Source organism: Enterococcus sp. AAFC-DPL-5182 (genome assembly GCF_058216605.1).
Map to the genome: position 1 here is coordinate 1788086 of NZ_CM177101.1, position 17219 is coordinate 1805304.

At 36.8% G+C, this 17219-nt stretch carries 11 protein-coding genes; all 11 read left to right on the plus strand.

What is annotated here, in order from left to right:
- Positions 1–320 precede the first annotated feature (320 nt).
- The 11 genes from uppS to uvrC all read left to right on the plus strand — a co-directional run bounded on the left by uppS (position 321) and on the right by uvrC (position 16917).
- Positions 321–1118 carry an undecaprenyl pyrophosphate synthase gene (uppS, locus tag AC4BB7_RS08280; protein WP_490485032.1) on the plus strand — a complete coding sequence of 266 codons (798 nt, stop codon included), beginning with the start codon at positions 321–323 and terminating at the stop codon, positions 1116–1118.
- A gap of 2 nt (positions 1119–1120) precedes the next feature.
- A complete protein-coding gene (locus AC4BB7_RS08285) occupies positions 1121–1921 on the plus strand; it encodes a phosphatidate cytidylyltransferase (RefSeq protein WP_086312941.1) in 801 nt (266 codons plus the stop codon).
- A gap of 34 nt (positions 1922–1955) precedes the next feature.
- Complete coding sequence (locus tag AC4BB7_RS08290; protein WP_490485033.1) at positions 1956–3140, plus strand: 1-deoxy-D-xylulose-5-phosphate reductoisomerase; 1185 nt, start codon at positions 1956–1958, stop codon at positions 3138–3140.
- A complete protein-coding gene (gene rseP, locus AC4BB7_RS08295) occupies positions 3137–4405 on the plus strand; it encodes an RIP metalloprotease RseP (RefSeq protein ID WP_086312943.1) in 1269 nt (422 codons plus the stop codon). The genes AC4BB7_RS08290 and rseP overlap by 4 nt, the downstream gene beginning before the upstream one ends.
- A 71-nt stretch (positions 4406–4476) precedes the next feature.
- On the plus strand, positions 4477–6189 hold the full coding sequence (locus tag AC4BB7_RS08300; RefSeq protein ID WP_490485034.1) for a proline--tRNA ligase: 1713 nt from the start codon (positions 4477–4479) through the stop codon (positions 6187–6189).
- A gap of 387 nt (positions 6190–6576) precedes the next feature.
- A complete protein-coding gene (locus AC4BB7_RS08305) occupies positions 6577–10929 on the plus strand; it encodes a PolC-type DNA polymerase III (protein WP_490485035.1) in 4353 nt (1450 codons plus the stop codon).
- Positions 10930–11160: 231 nt separating this feature from the next.
- Positions 11161–11604 (plus strand): cell division protein ZapA, encoded by a 444-nt coding sequence (gene zapA, locus AC4BB7_RS08310; protein WP_170922941.1) that lies wholly within the window; start codon positions 11161–11163, stop codon positions 11602–11604.
- Between the two features lie 17 nt (positions 11605–11621).
- Entirely contained in the window at positions 11622–12170 is a 549-nt protein-coding gene (locus AC4BB7_RS08315) for a CvpA family protein (protein WP_086312947.1), read from the plus strand.
- Between the two features lie 75 nt (positions 12171–12245).
- Positions 12246–14612, plus strand: a complete 2367-nt coding sequence (locus tag AC4BB7_RS08320; RefSeq protein WP_490485036.1) for an endonuclease MutS2 — start codon at positions 12246–12248, stop codon at positions 14610–14612.
- 89 nt (positions 14613–14701) lie between these two features.
- On the plus strand, positions 14702–15016 hold the full coding sequence (gene trxA / locus AC4BB7_RS08325; RefSeq protein ID WP_086312949.1) for a thioredoxin: 315 nt from the start codon (positions 14702–14704) through the stop codon (positions 15014–15016).
- Between the two features lie 101 nt (positions 15017–15117).
- Positions 15118–16917, plus strand: a complete 1800-nt coding sequence (gene uvrC / locus AC4BB7_RS08330) for an excinuclease ABC subunit UvrC (protein WP_490485037.1) — start codon at positions 15118–15120, stop codon at positions 16915–16917.
- Positions 16918–17219 lie beyond the last annotated feature (302 nt).

The following is a 17219-nucleotide window of genomic DNA, read 5'->3' on the forward strand; positions in this document are numbered from 1 at the left end:
AGAGCTACTTTTTACTAAGAGGTTGAGGCAGAACGGTTAATTTCCAAAAGAATTTCTTCTATTTCCACTATTTATTCGGATTTTTTGAGACTGGTGTGTAACTCGATGAGTTATGCCTCAGTCTCTCTTTTTTTGTTTTTAAGGTAAAAAAAGGGGTAAGAGAGCAATTTTTTAATCCTATTAAGCTTAATATATAGAGGAATTAACGTAATTTAGCTATAAAATGATTAAATAATGTCGAAATTTTTTCATTTGCATAGGTTTTTCTTAAAGATATTGCTATAATAGTCTAGACAGATTTTTGAAATGGAGGGAAAAATATGTTACGTTTTTTTCCGCAAAAAAATAAATACATACAAGCAGAGAGCAAATTTACTTTTAACAATGAAGGACCAATTCCAAAGCATGTCGCTGTCATTATGGATGGCAATGGACGTTGGGCGCAAAATCGGCGGTTGCCGAGAGTTGCTGGACATAAAGAAGGAATGAACACTGTCAAAAAAATTACGAAGCATGCTAGTAAATTAGGCATCAAGGTTCTGACTTTATATGCATTTTCGACTGAAAATTGGAAACGACCAACAGATGAAGTAAGCTTTTTAATGCAGTTACCTGTAGACTTTTTCGATACTTTTGTCCCTGATTTGATTAAAGAAAATGTAAAAGTACACGTAATGGGGTACAAAGAGTTTTTGCCAGAGCACACGCAAGATGCTGTGGAACGTGCAATTGAACAGACAAAAGACAACACAGGTATGGTTTTGAATTTTGCTTTAAATTATGGTTCACGAGCTGAAATTGTCACAGCGATAAAAGAAATTGCTGAAAAAGCGGCAAATAGCGAACTTTCTGCGGAAGATATTACGGAAACGACTATTGCCGATCACTTGATGACGGGTTTTTTACCAGAAGATTTAAGAGATCCAGAATTATTGATTCGAACTAGTGGGGAAGAACGAATCAGCAATTTTTTACTTTGGCAGATTGCCTATAGCGAATTGTTTTTTACCGATGCATTGTGGCCGGATTTTAATAGTGAATTATTAGAAAGTGCTCTAGCATCATTTCAAAATAGAAATCGCCGATTTGGTGGTTTAAAAGAATCAGAGGAGGAATAAAAATGAGACAGCGCGTTATTACAGCAGCCGTAGCATTAGTTGTTTTTATACCGATCATTTGGTATGGAGAATTTGTGATCGAATTAGCAGCTGCACTCTTGGCAGTTGTTGGAGTTTATGAGCTATTTAGAATGAAGGGCTTGGAAATTGCCAGTTTTGAAGGAGTTCTTTCAGCTTTAGGAGCAGTATTTTTAGTTTTACCGAAAGATCGTTGGTTTTTCTTTTTACCGGAAAAGGCAGATAATTTTATTTTATTTTATCTAACGGTCATGATATTACTTGGTGGCTTAGTTGCTTCAAAAAATATGTATACCATTTCCCAAGCTGGGTTTCCAGTCATTACAAGTCTATATGTTGGGGTTGGTTTTCAAAATTTTGTGAGCGCTAGACATACTGGTTTTGTTGTTTTACTGTATGCATTATTTGTTGTTTGGTCAACAGATATCGGTGCTTATTTCATCGGAAAAAGATTTGGCAAAAGAAAATTATGGCCAGAAGTTTCACCTAATAAAACGATTGAAGGCTCATTAGGAGGAATCCTTAGTGCCGTAGTCGTGTCATTTTTATTCTTAACATTGACGCCTAATAAAGAATTATTTGTTTACAATTTACCAATTATGCTACTGATAACCGTCGTTTTCTCAATTGTTGGTCAATTTGGTGATTTAGTTGAATCGTCTATCAAACGTCACTATGACGTAAAAGATTCTGGTAATATCTTACCAGGACATGGTGGGATATTAGACCGTTTTGACAGCTTACTTTTTGTTTTTCCAATCATGCATTTATTCGGACTATTTTAATTTCTAAACAAGAAGGGAAGGTGAAAAACTCTGAATGATCAGGGTTTTTCTTTTTACTATGAAAAAAATCGCGTTGTTAGGTGCTACCGGTTCTATCGGTTCAAGCACAGTGGCTGTGGTTACAGCATATCCCGAGTTATTTCAAGTTGTATCATTGACGTTTCATTCGAATTATGAAAAAGGGGTAGAAGTGATCGAACAATTACAGCCACAATACGTAGGTGTGGGATCAGAATCAATGAAAATAAAACTAGCTAAGCGTTTCCCTAAAGTAGAATTTGGGGTAGGCGAAGAAGGCTTAGTAAAAGCTGCTACTTTGGCAGAGGCAGAGGTTGTATTAACAGCTGTTTCTGGAAGTGTCGGGTTAGCCCCTACAATGGCGGCCATAGTATTAGGGAAAGATATTGCTTTAGCTAACAAAGAAACATTGGTTATGGCAGGCCAGTGGGTTATGGAAGCAGCAGAAAAACATAATGTCAGTATATTACCTGTCGATAGTGAGCATTCCGCAATATTTCAATGTCTAGAAGGGCAAAAAAAAGAGAATGTAAAAGAGTTAGTGGTCACAGCTTCAGGAGGCAGTTTTAGAGAGTTGACTCGAGAAGAGCTGAAATATGTGACCTTGGAGCAAGCATTGAAACATCCAAACTGGTCAATGGGTAAAAAAATTACAATAGATTCAGCAACAATGATGAATAAAGGGTTAGAAGTTATTGAAGCCCATTGGTTATTTGGTACAGATTATGATAAAATAAAAGTTGTTTTACATAAAGAAAGTATTGTTCATTCGATGATCGTTTTAACTGATGGTGCATACTTAGCACAATTGGGACCTAGTGATATGCGAGAACCGATTCAATATGCGTTGACTTATCCAGATCGTCTACCAATTAAAGATGAGAAATCATTTGATTTGACGCAGATTAGTCAGCTGAATTTTGAAACGATGGATTTTGACCGTTTCCCAATGTTAGCATTAGCATATACCGTAGGGAAAAAAGGTGGCGCCTATCCTACTGTTTACAATGCAGCAAATGAAATTGCTGCAACGTCATTCATTGATGGAAAAATTTCATATTTACAAATTGAACAATTGGTTCAAAGAGCAGTTGAAAATTACAAGGAAACTACCGAAGTCACTTTGGAAGAAGTGATCGCGATCGATAAACAAACAAGAATTATTGTAGAAAGATGGATAAAGGAAGAAGGTCGGTTATGAAAACAATCATTACATTTATTATTGTCTTTGGGATTCTTGTCTTAGTGCATGAATTTGGCCATTTTTTCTTCGCAAAGCGTTCAGGTATATTAGTACGTGAATTTGCGATTGGCATGGGACCAAAGATTTTTGCTCATCAAGGAAAAGACGGAACTGCTTATACGATTCGGATTTTACCAATTGGTGGTTATGTTCGTATGGCTGGTATGGGAGAAGATGAAACGGAGCTTGCCCCCGGTATGACTCTTTCTGTCGAGTTGAATGAACAGGAAGAAGTCGTAAAAATCAATACAAGTAAAAAAGTACAATTGACAAATAGTGTTCCAATGGAAATGTTGGAAGCAGATTTGGAAAAAGAATTATTTATTAAAGGCTATGTCAATGGCAATGAGTCTGAAGAAGTTACGTATAAAGTCAATCATGATGCGACCATTATTGAACAAGATGGAACAGAAGTTAGAATCGCACCTATTGATGTGCAGTTTCAATCAGCGAAGCTTTGGCAACGGATGTTAACAAATTTTGCGGGTCCGATGAATAATTTTATTCTAGCATTTGTCTTGTTTACCCTCTATGTTTTTATGCAAGGTGGAGTAACTTACACAAATACAAATCTAATCGGTGGTATCCAACCAGATAGCCCAGCAGAAAAAGCTAGCTTAAAAGCAGATGATAGAATCGTATCCATTGACGGCAAATCAGTTAACGATTGGGAAGACTTCACAAAGATTATTCAAGATAGTCCAGAAAAAGAATTGAATCTGATGGTAGAATCAGGTGGGAAAACTAGAGAGGTAGATATAACACCTAAAAGTCAAAAATCTGGTAAACAGGAAATTGGCGTTATCGGTATCTTGCCTCCTAAAAAAACTGGGTTAGCAGATAAATTGGTTGGTGGTGTTCAAACGACACTAAGCAGTTCTATGCAGATTTTCAAAGCTCTTAAATCATTATTTACCGGATTCAGTTTGGATAAATTGGGTGGTCCAGTAATGATGTTCCAGATGTCTTCAGAAGCGTCAAAAGCAGGATTAAATACTGTGATATGGTTAATGGCTATGCTATCAGTCAATCTTGGGATCATTAATTTGCTGCCAATTCCAGCCTTGGATGGCGGTAAGATCGTTTTGAATATTTTAGAAGGTCTTAGAGGTAAGCCTTTAAGTCAAGAAAAAGAAGGTCTACTAACACTGATCGGTTTTGGGTTCATTATGTTATTGATGGTGTTAGTGACATGGAATGATATTCAACGTTTTTTCTTTTAAATTACTAATTGTATTTTATAACGAATCACTTGAGGAGATTTAATAATTCGTTTAAACAAAGGAGAGTTCTAATGAAACAATCAAAAATGTTAATCCCAACTTTACGAGAGGTACCAAATGATGCAGAGGTTTTAAGTCATCAAATGTTGTTGAGAGCAGGTTATATTCGCCAAGTCTCAGCAGGGATTTACTCTTATTTACCATTAGCAAATCGAGTACTAGAAAAATTAAAGAAAATCATGCGAGAAGAATTCGATAAGATCGACGCAATTGAAATGTTGATGCCAGCGTTACTTCCTGCAGAATTATGGAAAGAGTCTGGGCGTTATGAAACATATGGGCCAAACCTTTATCGTTTAAAAGACCGCAATGATCGTGATTACATTCTTGGACCAACTCATGAAGAGACCTTTACTGAATTGATTCGTGATGAGGTAAATTCTTATAAACGTCTACCATTGAATTTATACCAAATTCAAACAAAATACCGTGATGAAAAGCGTCCGCGTTTTGGTTTGCTAAGAGGTAGAGAGTTTATTATGAAAGATGGGTATTCTTTCCACGCGGATGAAGAAAGTTTAGATCAATCGTATCGTGATTATGAAAAAGCCTATTCAGCTATTTTTGAACGCTGTGGTCTAGATTTTAGAGCTATCATTGGTGATGGTGGTGCTATGGGTGGGAAAGATTCTAAAGAATTTATGGCAATCTCTGATATTGGTGAAGATACAATTTGTTTCTCAACTGAGGGTGATTATGCTGCAAACTTAGAAATGGCAACTAGCCTATACACACCTAAAAAATCACACGAAACACAATTGGATATTGAAAAAGTAGCAACTCCAGATGTTGGTTCAATCGAACAAGTTGCAGCATTTTTCAATGTTGAGCCACAACGTATCATTAAATCTGTTTTGTTTATGGCTGACGAAGAGCCAGTTTTAGTACTAGTTCGTGGTGATCACGAAGTAAACGACGTGAAGTTGAAAAACTTCTTAGGCGTTGATTTCTTGGAAGAAGCAACGGATGAAGATGCACGTAAGTATTTAGGTGCTGATTTTGGTTCAGTTGGACCAGTCGACTTATCAGAAGATGTGAAATTATTTGCAGATCTTCATGTCCAAGATTTGGCAAATGCAATTACCGGGGCGAATGAAATTGGTTTCCATCTAAGCAATGTTAATCCAGGACGTGATTTTACACCGATCAGTTATGAAGACTTGAGATTTGTACAAGAGGGTGACCCGTCACCGGATGGCAATGGTGTTTTAGAATTTACCAAGGGAATTGAGATCGGTCATATCTTCAAACTTGGTACGCGCTATAGTGAATCAATGGGTGCGACCGTTTTAGATGAGAATGGTAGAGAAAAGCATGTAATCATGGGTTGCTATGGAATCGGCGTAAGCCGCCTCCTTTCAGCAATCGTAGAACAAAATATCGATGAAAATGGCATTAATTGGCCAGCTGGTATTTCACCATTTGATTTACATGTTGTTCAAATGAACATAAAAGATGAATATCAAATAAAACTAGCTCAAGAAGTGGAAGAAATGATGTCTGTTGCTGGTTATGAAGTGTTAGTAGATGACCGGAATGAACGTGCAGGTGTAAAATTTGCGGATGCTGATTTGATTGGTTGTCCGATTCGAATCACTGTTGGTAAGAAAGCAGTTGATGGTGTTGTCGAAGTCAAAATCAAAAAAACAGGTGAAATGGTTGAAGTTCGTAAAGAAGAACTTGAAAGCACGTTATCTATTTTATTGAACGCTGACAAAGAATAAGTTTAAAACATTTACGAAATCGATTCTTGATTGGATTTCGTAAGTGTTTTCTTTTAAGAGTAATCTGAACAAATTTTTTTCCGATCAGATAGTTGTTTGTTGGGTTTACATTGTATTTCATTAGAGAAAATAGTATACTTAACGATGGCGAGGCACTTGGCAGAAATGTTTAAGGGCCTCTTTCTTATCAAGATACCCAGTATAAGTCTGGTGAAATTTAAATAGAACTAGCTTTGTGAGTTGCTCTTCTGAGGAAAATAGTATCATAGCCATTTCATAGGTGATTTTTTCGGAAGAAAGCTACATATGTCTGGGGGAATACACCTCAGGTATCCTATTTGCCTGTGAGAAGAAACTCGTTTAGCTTTTAATTAGGAGGTTCATTTAGTGACAGAAAAAGCACAAGAGTTATTTGCAAAGTTGATAGATCAAATTCAATTAAATGAACAAGAAAGGCAGCATCCTCTGATCCAACAAGGAAGAATAGAGAAAGTTGTTGTGCACCAGCAAAGTCGTTTGTGGGAATTTCATCTAGGATTCGCTGAAATATTACCTGTGATGTTGTATCAATCATTTATGCAGCAGTTAGAGCTTGCATTTCAGCAAATTGCAAGTGTATCTGTAAAAATTTCAGCTGATAAAAATGAATTTACAGAGGAACAACTTATTGATTACTGGCAGTTAGCATTATTGAATGGTCAATGTGACACACCTCTTGTTCAACGGGTAATCAAGACTCAGACCCCAATTGTTGAAGATAAAAAAATTATTTTGCCTGTCGATAATGAAGCGGTCATTCCGTATTTAAAACAACAATATTTACCAATTATCGAAGAGCTTTATATCAATTACGGTTTTCAGAAGTTTCACATCGAACCTAAGATGGATGAGCAACAGGCCAAGCGTGTACTAGCTTTATTTGAAGAGCGGAAGCAAGAGCAAGATGCTGCATTTCAACAGCAAGCAGCAGAATCGCTGATTAAGCATGAGCAAAAGAAAAAACAACAGCAGCAACAAGGACCAGCACTCGAAGGACCGATTCGTTTGGGAAGGAATATTCCAAATGACGAACCGATCATGCCGATGGGCAATATTTTAGAAGAAGAACGTCGAGTGACGATTGAAGGATTTGTTTTCGATGTTGAAGTACGTGAATTACGTTCTAAACGAAAAATTCTTATTTTAAAAATTACCGATTATACGTCATCATTCATCGTTAAAAAATTCTCGAATGGTGAAAAAGATGAACAGATATTTGATGCGATTCAAAAGAATAGCTGGGTTCGAGTTCGTGGAAGTATTCAAGAAGATACTTTTATGCGTGATTTAGTAATGAACTGTCAAGATTTGATGGAAGTAAAACATGCACCGCGTAAAGACTATGCACCAGAAGGCGATAAACGCGTTGAACTTCATTTACACAGCAATATGAGTACAATGGATGCCACTAATAATGTTGCTGATTTTGTTGCTCAAGCAGGGAAATGGGGACACAAAGCCATTGCGATTACTGATCATGGTGGAGCTCAAGGGTTTCCAGATGCCCATAGTGCTGGGAAGAAAGCTGGAGTCAAAATTTTATATGGTGTAGAAGCTAACGTCGTAGATGATGGTGTACCGATTGCGTATAACGAAGCGCACATTGAGTTAAGTGATGCAACTTATGTGGTATTTGACGTGGAGACAACTGGATTATCAGCTGTTTATGATACGATCATCGAGTTAGCTGCTGTAAAAATGCACAAGGGAAATATTATCGATACATTTGAACAATTCATCGATCCAGGTCATCCACTATCTCAAACCACGATTAATTTAACTGGGATCACAGATGAAATGGTACGAGGCTCAAAATCAGAAGAAGAAGTACTTCGTTTATTTAGAGAGTTCTCGGAAGGAACGATCTTAGTTGCCCACAATGCTTCGTTTGATATGGGCTTCTTAAATACAAGTTATGGGAAATATAACATTCCGGAAGCAGAGAATCCGGTCATCGATACATTAGAATTGTCACGTTATTTACACCCCACATTTAAAAGTCATCGTCTAAACACGCTGTCTAAGAAGTTTGGCGTTAATTTAGAACAACATCATCGGGCTATTTATGATTCGGAATCAACAGGTCATTTATGCTGGATTTTCTTAAAAGATGCTAAAGAAAACCATAACATGAATTACCATGACGAGTTGAACATGCATATAGGTGAAGGTGATTCTTACAAACGTGCTAGACCATTTCACGCTACGATTTTAGCAACGACACAAGCTGGTTTGAAGAATCTGTTTAAATTGATTTCAATGTCTAACATTAATTACTTTTTCAGGATTCCTCGAATTCCCCGCTCTCAGTTAAGTAAATTGCGGGAAGGCTTGATTATTGGTTCGGCGTGTTCAAACGGTGAAATTTTTGAAGCTATGATGCAAAAAGGGGTAGAAGAAGCTAAGAATCGCGCAAAGTTTTATGATTATATTGAAGTCATGCCTAAAGCTGTGTATGCACCATTACTTGAGCAGGAATTGGTGAAAAGCGAGGCTGATTTAGAAGAAATTATTACTAATTTAGTGAAAATCGGTGATGAATTAGAGAAACCTGTCGTAGCCACTGGGAATGTCCACTATCTAAATGAGGAAGATAGTATCTATCGTAAAATTCTGGTTGGTTCTATGGGTGGGGCAAATCCATTGAATCGTCATAGCTTGCCAGCTGTTCATTTTAGAACAACGGATGAAATGCTGACTGCTTTTCAATTTTTAGGCGAAGAGACAGCCCACCGATTAGTCGTAGAAAATCCTAACGCAATTGCTGATATGTGTGAGGAGATCACGCCAGTTAAAGATGATCTATATACTCCAAAAATTCCTGGGTCGGAAGATGAAATCAGGAATTTAAGTTATACGCGTGCGAAAGAACTTTACGGAGATCCTTTACCTGATATCGTTGAGAAACGATTGAAAAAAGAATTGGATAGTATTATTGGTAATGGATTTTCGGTAATTTATTTGATTTCGCAAAAATTAGTGCATAAAAGTATGGAAGATGGTTATCTAGTTGGTTCCCGTGGATCCGTGGGTTCAAGTTTTGTGGCGACGATGACTGGTATTACAGAAGTCAATCCTTTAGCACCTCATTATCATTGTATCAATTGTCAGCATTCTGAATTTTTTGAGGATGGATCATATGGTTCTGGTTTTGATATGCCAGAGAAAAACTGTCCAAACTGCGGTCAGAGATTGTTCAAAGACGGTCACGATATTCCATTTGAAACCTTTTTAGGGTTCCACGGGGACAAAGTACCCGATATCGATTTGAACTTTTCTGGTGATTATCAGGCTGAGGCTCATAACTACACTAAAGTGTTGTTTGGTGAAGAATATGTTTATCGTGCTGGAACGATCGGTACAGTCGCTGATAAGACAGCTTATGGATTCGTTAAGGGGTATGAACGTGATCATAATCTTCATTTTAGAGGAGCCGAAGTAGATCGTTTGGCAAAAGGTTCAACAGGTGTAAAAAGAACTACTGGACAGCATCCAGGAGGAATTATTGTTATTCCTGATTATATGGATGTGTATGATTTTACACCGATACAATATCCAGCAGATGATCAAAATTCTGAATGGAAAACGACTCACTTTGATTTCCATTCAATCCATGATAATATTTTGAAACTCGATATTCTAGGACACGATGATCCCACTGTTATTCGGATGTTACAAGACTTATCTGGAATTGACCCTAAAACCATACCAACAGATGATCCGGAAATGATGCGGATTTTTGCAGGACCAGAAGTTCTTGGCGTGACACCAGAGCAAATTTATTCTAAGACGGGAACTTTAGGAATACCTGAGTTTGGTACTCGTTTTGTAAGGGGAATGCTGGAAGAGACACATCCATCGACTTTTGCTGAACTACTTCAAATATCTGGTTTATCTCATGGTACTGACGTTTGGTTGGGGAATGCTGAGGAACTGATCCGAAGAGGAGAAGCAACACTTGCCGAAGTGATTGGTTGTCGTGATGATATCATGGTTTATTTGATCCATTCAGGATTAGATAGCGGGATGGCATTTAAAATCATGGAAACTGTGCGTAAAGGGCTCTGGAATAAAATTCCTGATGAGTTAAGAGAAGAATATCTGACTGCAATGAAAGAAAATAACGTTCCAGATTGGTATATAGATTCTTGTTCAAAAATCAAATATATGTTTCCAAAGGCCCATGCAGCAGCCTACGTTTTAATGGCCTTACGTGTTGCGTACTTTAAAGTATACTTCCCGATTTTATACTATTGTGCTTATTTCTCTGTTCGTGCGGATGATTTTGATCTCGTTGCAATGTCGCAAGGAAAAGAAGCCGTAAAAGCTCGGATGAAAGAGATTCAAGACAAAGGATTGGAAGCATCAACAAAAGAAAAAAATCTGTTAACAGTTTTAGAACTTGCCAACGAAATGATTGAGCGAGGATTTAAATTTGGTATGATCGATTTATATAAATCAGACGCAGAGAATTTTGTGATTGATGGTGATACGTTGATTGCTCCCTTTAGAGCTGTTCCTAGTTTGGGACTTAACGTGGCTAAATCGATTGTAGAAGCAAGAGATGAACCTTTCTTGTCTAAAGAAGATCTTGCAAGTCGAGGAAAAGTATCTAAAACATTGATTGAATATATGACTGAAAATGGCGTGTTAAAAGATTTACCTGATGAAAACCAATTGTCATTATTTGATATGCTATAAAAATAATGGAATGCATAGAGTAAAACCTATGTATTCCATTTATTTATTCTTCAATTTAGATTCAAAAAAGTATTTCCACGTAATAATTTAATGAAAAACGTAATAATAACACTAGACCTTTAATTTTTTTGTATAGTAGCATATAATAGGAAAGGGTTATTTGAAAACACGCAATGATGATTTTCATGGTACAATAGCATGTAATGGATCACTACAGGAGGGAACACTATCATGGTTAAAGAAAAAACAAGATATAAAGCTGTGATTGCCGATCATACGTATACGATCATCGGACAAGAAAGCAAACAACATATGGATTTAGTAACAAAATTAGTGAATGAACAACTAGCTGAAATCAAACATATTTCGCCACAAACCAACGATGAACAAGCATCAGTTTTGTTAGCGATCAATGCAATTTCTGATCAACTAAAAAAACAAGAAAAAGTTCTTAATTTAGAACAAGAAGTGGCTGAATTAAAAAAACGGACAATTAGACTAGCTGAACTTGAAAACCGTATTAAACGCATTGAAGCAATTGAAGAAGAGGCAAGAGGTGTGTTGAAAAAGAACGGACAAGAAGATGTCGAAATTCATAATCACATGGAAGCACAACAAATCTTAAATGAAAATCGTAAACAACAAATTCAAAGTAAGAGTACTCAAGACCAATAATTTGAGAGGATGACAGGATGTTAACATTACTCATTTTACTACTATTAGCCATTGGCTTTTATACAGGCGCTAGACGCGGATTAATTTTACAAGTTTTATATACGTTTGGTTATCTTGTTTCTTATTTTATAGCTAAATCGTATTATAAGAGTTTAGCCTCTCATCTGGAACTGTTCATCCCGTATCCTTCACCAACAGCGGATACTAAATTGGTCTTTTTCAATCAAGAGCTTACGCTTGACTTGGATCAAGCTTTTTACGGTGCGGTAGCTTTTCTACTTATTTTAGCAGCGGGGTGGTTAGTTGTACGCTTTTTAGCGATTTTTGCACATGGATTGGTGTTTGTACCTGTGTTAAAGCAAGCAAACTGGCTAGCTGGCGGTTTAATAAGTTTCATAGTTATGTATATCGGTGTTTTTCTAGTATTAAGTATGTTGTCAATGTTACCTGTTGACGCAGTCCAAAATCAATTTAAAAATAGCGGATTGGCAAGCTTTATCATTAAAGATACGCCAATTTTCTCTAAGCAAATCTATCATTTGTGGATTGAACAGATGCTTAAATAAAAGAAATGATAGATTCGTTACGAGTAAAGGTCTAAACAACTCATAACAAGTTTTAAAAGAATAGAAGGTGAAAAAATGAATACACGAATTTTAACTACATTAGGTTTTGATAAGGTCAAACAGCTTATTTCTCAATATGTTGTAACAGCACAAGGGTCAGAAGAAATCGAACACCTAGTCCCAGTTAATGATGCAACGAGCATTCAAGCTTGGTTACAAGAAACCGAAGATGGATTGAAAATTCAACGTTTACGTGGTGGTATCCCAATCCCTAAATTAGAAAATATTCGTCCTCACATGAAGCGGATTGAAATTGGTGCGGACTTGAATGGTCTAGAACTAGCTCAAATTGGTCGTGTATTATCAACTACTTCTGAAGTGATTCGTTTCTTTAACGATTTACAAGATAGCGAAATCGAATTACTGAGATTGTATACGTGGATTGATCAATTGATTGTTCTACCTGAATTAAGTCGCAGGCTAAAAGAGTCCATAGACGAAGATGGTCGGGTGACGGATGAAGCTTCGCCAGAACTAAAAATTATTCGAAATAATATCCGCAGAAGTGAACAGACGATTCGTGAACAATTAGATGGGATTGTCAGAGGGAAAAATGCTAAATATTTAAGTGATGCGATCGTAACAATGAGGAATGAACGCTATGTTATTCCAGTGAAGCAAGAATACAAGAGTGTTTTTGGTGGTGTCGTACATGATCAAAGTGCTTCAGGCCAAACGTTGTTTATTGAACCAAAACAAATTGTCGATTTAAACAACCGATTACGCCAACATCAAATTGCGGAACGCAGTGAAATTGAGCGGATTTTATCCGAGTTATCTGCTGAATTAGTTCCTCACCGCAATGATATTATGCATAATGCTTACGTTATAGGGAAGTTGGACTTTGTTAATGCCAAAGCTCGTTTCGGTAAAGAATTAAAAGCTGTGGTGCCAGAAATAAGTGAAGAGAATCATATTTACTTCAAACAAGCTAGGCACCCACTTTTGGATCAAGAAAAGGCTGTATCAAATGATATCACTATCGGAAAAGATTATCAGGCTATTGTGATCACGGGACCTAATACTGGTGGTAAGACAATTACACTAAAAACGTTAGGTTTACTTCAATTAATGGGACAATCAGGATTGCCGATTCCAGCAGGGGAAGAAAGTCGTATGGGTATTTTTGACGAAATCTTTGCTGATATTGGGGATGAACAATCGATCGAGCAAAGCTTAAGTACATTTTCTTCTCATATGACAAATATTGTTGATGTCCTAAAAAAAGTTGACAGCCATAGTTTAGTGTTGTTTGATGAATTAGGAGCAGGGACTGACCCACAAGAGGGAGCAGCACTAGCCATTTCGATTTTAGATGCATTAGGCAGCAAAAGTGCTTATGTGATGGCAACAACCCATTATCCTGAGCTAAAAGTGTATGGATACAACCGTGCAGGAACAATCAATGCTAGTATGGAGTTTGACGTAGATACGTTAAGCCCAACCTATCGCTTGTTGATTGGTGTTCCAGGACGTAGTAATGCGTTTGAAATTTCAAAACGTCTAGGCTTAGATACTACAATCATCGATGAAGCAAAACATATTATGGATGGTGAGAGCCAAGATCTTAATGAGATGATCGCTGATTTGGAAAATCGTCGTAAAATGGCAGAAACCGAATATCTAGAGGTTCGGCATTATGTGGACGAGGCACAACGATTGCATAGAGAATTGAAAGAAGCCTACGGATACTTTTTCAATGAACGAGAGAAGGAAATGGCGAAAGCGCGGCAGAAAGCAAATGAATTGGTTTCACAAGCAGAAGAAGAAGCCAGCGGGATTATCTCTGATATTCGCAAAATGCAGCTGACAGGTGAACATCACGGTGGTGTGAAAGAACATCAGCTAATTGAGGCCAAGTCAAAACTTTCTAAACTTCATCAAGAAGAAACACATTTAGAGAAAAACAAAGTGCTAAAAAAAGCCAAACAACAAAAGAAACTAAAATCTGGCGATGAAGTGATTGTCAATACATTCGGTCAACGTGGAACCTTGATTCGTAAATCGAGTGATCATGAATGGCAAGTGCAATTGGGGATTTTAAAGATGTCTGTCGCGGAAAGTGATATGACACCCGTAGCACCAGAAAAAGAACCTACGCAAAGAGTAACGGCCGTTCGATCAAGTGAAAGTAGTCATGTAGCCAATCAGCTAGATTTACGTGGTAAACGGTATGAAGAAGCATTGGCGGAAGTTGATCAGTATTTAGATGCAGCAATCTTAGCTGGTTATCCTCAAGTAACAATTGTCCATGGTAAGGGGACGGGTGCTTTACGTACAGGGATCACTGATTATCTAAAAAGTCATCGTAGCGTGAGTAGTTATGAATTTGCTCCTGGGAATCAAGGTGGTAACGGAGCAACAATCGTGAAATTCAAGTAGGATGCTTACCTTTAGTAAGCAGAAAACTAGTCGAATAAAGAAACGAGTGCTATAATTGATTCAGATGTAAAAAGTAGGAGGTCTATTTTATGACACAAGTAATTACTGATAAAGATTTTTCAACTGAAACAGATAACGGTCTTGTTTTGATCGATTTTTGGGCAACATGGTGTGGCCCTTGTCGTATGCAAGGACCAATTTTAGAACAATTAAGCGAAGAATATGATGAGAGTGAAGTAAAAATTACAAAAATGGATGTAGATGAAAATCCAGCAACGCCTGCTTCATTTGGGATCATGAGTATTCCGACATTACTGTTGAAAAAAGACGGCGAAGTTGTAGAAAAAGCAGTAGGTGTTCATTCAAAAGAACAGTTACGTGCAATGATCGACAAATATCTGTAAAATGAAACGTAGGATGAAGAATTGCTTCATCCTATTTTTTATGTTTAAACATAAAGAAAATGGTATAATATAGTCTATCAATGGAGTAGAAAGGAAGTATTATGAACGAAAGAATCAAAAATAAATTAGCATTGCTTCCTGACCAACCTGGTTGTTACTTAATGAAAGATAAAAATGGAACGATCATTTACGTTGGGAAAGCAAAAGTACTAAAAAACCGTGTACGGTCTTATTTCACCGGCAGCCACGATACCAAAACTGAACGGCTAGTCAGCGAGATAGAAGATTTTGAATATATAGTGACAGAATCCAACATTGAAGCACTACTTTTGGAGATAAATTTGATTCATAAAAATGATCCTAAGTATAATATCATGTTGAAAGATGATAAAAGTTATCCCTTTATCAAGATAACGAATGAGGATTATCCAAGATTACTGATTACCAGAAAAGTTTTAAAAGATAAAGCATTGTATTTTGGTCCTTATCCTGATGTGGGGGCCGCAAATGAAACAAAACGTCTGCTAGATCGGCTATTTCCATTGAGAAAGTGTCGAGTATTACCTAAAGAAGTTTGTCTTTATTATCATATGGGTCAATGCTTAGCACCCTGTGTCTTTGATATTCCTAAATCAACCTATACTGAAATGGTTGCAGAAATAAAAAGTTTTTTAAATGGTGGACACCCCGTTATTCAAGAAGAAATACAAAGAAAAATGAACGAAGCTGCAGAAAATATGGAATTTGAAAAAGCTGCAGAATATCGTGATCAAATCAAAGCAATCGAAACTGTGATGACCCGTCAAAAAATGACAAACGCTGATTTAGTAGATCGTGATGTTTTTGGTTATGCAGTTGATAAAGGTTGGATGTGTGTCCAAGTATTTTTTATACGACAAGGCAAATTAATCGAACGAGATGTTTCAATTTTTCCTTTTTATAATGAAGAAGAAGAGGATTTTTTAACGTTCATCGGACAATTCTATCAAGAAAATGAACATTTTATCCCGAAGGAAGTTTTGATTCCGGATAATATTGATATTGCCAGCGTTGAAGCAATGCTTTCAACGAAAGTGTTACAACCTCAACGTGGAGAAAAGAAGAAATTAGTCAGATTAGCTGGTAAGAATGCAACGGTTGCTCTACAAGAAAAATTTGATTTGATCGTACGAAAACAAGAACGAACAATTGGCGCCGTAGAAAAATTAGGCAATGCAATGAATATTCCAACACCTGTAAGAATTGAAGCATTTGATAACTCGAATATTATGGGAACAGATCCAGTTTCTGCGATGGTAGTGTTTATTGATGGGCGACCAGATAAAAAAGAATACCGTAAATACAAAATCAAGACAGTTAAAGGTCCTGATGATTACGCTTCAATGCGTGAAGTGATCTATCGCCGCTATTCACGAGTGTTGAAGGAAAATCTACCATTTCCCGATTTAATTGTGATCGATGGAGGTAAAGGACAAATAGACGCTGCAAAAGAAGTTTTGGACAACCAATTAGGCTTAGATATTCCGATCGCTGGATTGGCTAAAAATGATAAGCATAAAACTAGTGAACTGCTTTTTGGTCCTGATTTAGCGGTTGTGCCTTTAGAAAGAAACTCTCAAGAATTCTTTTTACTGCAGCGAATTCAAGATGAAGTTCATCGATTTGCTATTACTTTCCATCGGCAGTTAAGAAGCAAAAACAGTTTTGCTTCTCGCCTAGATGACATAGAAGGATTAGGTCCAAAAAGGAAAAAAGAGCTACTAAAGCAATTTAAATCCTTAAAAAATATTACGGCCGCGTCGGTTGAAGACTTAAACGCATCTGGTTTACCCAAAAATGTAGCGAAGAACGTGTATGATCATTTGCATAAAGAAGAATCTGATTCAGAAGAAAAATCATAATAATAAAGTAGTTAGTTAAAAAGCTAAGCATATTAAGGTAAGTTTAGTTTTTTAACTATTTTTTTAGAGGATTTGTCAAGTAAAACGCGTCGTTACATAAAAAAAGTTTGACATAGTTAGTATCCCACGATAACATATTATTAGAAGCTAAAGCATAAACAGCTTTTGCTATTTTTTTGAAGTATACACTTTCCAAATTATCTGAATATTTAGTGATTTAGGAATCTTAGGGATAAGACTGCAACGATTGATCAAGTAACTTCATTTAGGTGTTAATTACAGGACAGCTGATTATCATAGGT

What these genes read in the sequence shown, in the direction of transcription:
- AC4BB7_RS08300 (WP_490485034.1), top strand. Translation starts at nt 4,477, where the DNA reads ATGAAACAATCAAAAATGTTAATCCCAACTTTACGAGAGGTACCAAAT.
- uvrC (WP_490485037.1), top strand. Translation starts at nt 15,118, where the DNA reads ATGAACGAAAGAATCAAAAATAAATTAGCATTGCTTCCTGACCAACCT.
- AC4BB7_RS08285 (WP_086312941.1), top strand. Translation starts at nt 1,121, where the DNA reads ATGAGACAGCGCGTTATTACAGCAGCCGTAGCATTAGTTGTTTTTATA.
- AC4BB7_RS08315 (WP_086312947.1), top strand. Translation starts at nt 11,622, where the DNA reads ATGTTAACATTACTCATTTTACTACTATTAGCCATTGGCTTTTATACA.
- rseP (WP_086312943.1), top strand. Translation starts at nt 3,137, where the DNA reads ATGAAAACAATCATTACATTTATTATTGTCTTTGGGATTCTTGTCTTA.
- AC4BB7_RS08320 (WP_490485036.1), top strand. Translation starts at nt 12,246, where the DNA reads ATGAATACACGAATTTTAACTACATTAGGTTTTGATAAGGTCAAACAG.
- AC4BB7_RS08290 (WP_490485033.1), top strand. Translation starts at nt 1,956, where the DNA reads ATGATCAGGGTTTTTCTTTTTACTATGAAAAAAATCGCGTTGTTAGGT.
- uppS (WP_490485032.1), top strand. Translation starts at nt 321, where the DNA reads ATGTTACGTTTTTTTCCGCAAAAAAATAAATACATACAAGCAGAGAGC.
- zapA (WP_170922941.1), top strand. Translation starts at nt 11,161, where the DNA reads ATGGTTAAAGAAAAAACAAGATATAAAGCTGTGATTGCCGATCATACG.
- trxA (WP_086312949.1), top strand. Translation starts at nt 14,702, where the DNA reads ATGACACAAGTAATTACTGATAAAGATTTTTCAACTGAAACAGATAAC.